Source organism: Solibacillus silvestris, from assembly GCF_051967575.1.
In the GTDB taxonomy this organism is placed as follows: domain Bacteria; phylum Bacillota; class Bacilli; order Bacillales_A; family Planococcaceae; genus Solibacillus; species Solibacillus silvestris_B.
The window spans coordinates 1-1,206 of record NZ_JBQCJW010000084.1 but is presented as its reverse complement, the minus strand read 5'-3'; the positions used below and the strand labels follow the sequence as shown (position 1 = coordinate 1,206).

Genomic DNA, 1,206 nt, shown 5'->3' with positions numbered 1-1,206 from the left:
AATTTTTCCGGTTATCCAAAGAAAAATACTCCATTTTCATGTTTTTTAGGTCAATAGGCGGAATTTCTCCGTCTATTTCTTAAAGAGGCATTTAAACGGACCGCCCCCGTTAATAGCGGATCCCTCTTCATCCCAGTTGCGGGAATCTGCCCCTTTTTTAGCCATCTAGCCACTTCGCTGAAAATATGCTTAAATTTCCTCGGGGATTTTCAGCTGGCGAATAAAATAGACAGACACATTTACTGAAGAAACGGGACTGGCAGTTGTGCCCGTAAAAGATCTTCAGCGCCCTCTGCAAAAGTGGTGGAACGTTTACTTTTGCAGCGGGTTCTCCAATGTCTGTCAGAGTTGAACGGGTGGTTTAGCGCTTTTGTTCTTGTCGAAGAAATTATAGATGATGGCATTATGGGCCCCTTTGCAAAAAAGAGGTATTCTCCTCTAGTCAAACCGCGCCAAATCCTTGGCGGTTTCAATATTTTCGTACAAAGGTGGCGGAGTGTTTGCTTTTGCGCAGGGCTCACGCAATGAAACACATTAGTATCTTATTATATCGTCGCAGTGTTTATGATCCTTCTGAATAGCACAGGCCTTTTAGCACTTTTGTTTATTGTATGGAAAACTTACTATCCATCGATGCAGAATAAATTTGAGAAACAGGAGTAACTTTATCGTTGGTCAAACAAAACTGTAAAATGAATTTCAACAATAGAGAATAATATCAAGAAGAAGTGAGAAAAGCTTGAGGGCAAAAATACTTGTTGCAGGTGAGCGCCACAGAAAATTCCATAGTCGATATTGAGATTGAAAACTCCAAAACCCAACTGAATTAATATTCCGAATTATCTTATTTTTGTTAGAATCTTGACAGTTGGAGATGACGTTGTTAACCTTACAATAATATTCTTTTATAATAGGAGGCATTCTTAAAAATGTGGGAAACGAAATTTGCTAAAGAAGGTTTAACATTTGATGATGTATTATTAGTACCAGCACATTCTGAAGTATTACCAAAGGATGTTAATTTGTCAGTAAACTTAACTGATAACATTAAGTTAAACATTCCAATGATTTCTGCAGGTATGGATACTGTAACAGAAGCGAAAATGGCAATTGCAATGGCTCGTCAAGGCCGGTGTTTGTCAATATAGTTGTCGCATCAAGCTACTTAACTTTTCTATCAAAATCAAAATCTGTTCTATTAAAATC

At 37.8% G+C, this 1,206-nt stretch carries 1 pseudogene; it reads left to right on the top strand.

The features are described from left to right. Window positions 1–929 precede the first annotated feature (929 nt). Window positions 930–1,130: pseudogene (locus tag ACTHOQ_RS18855) on the top strand (IMP dehydrogenase); the annotation flags it as partial. Window positions 1,131–1,206: the final 76 nt, after the last annotated feature.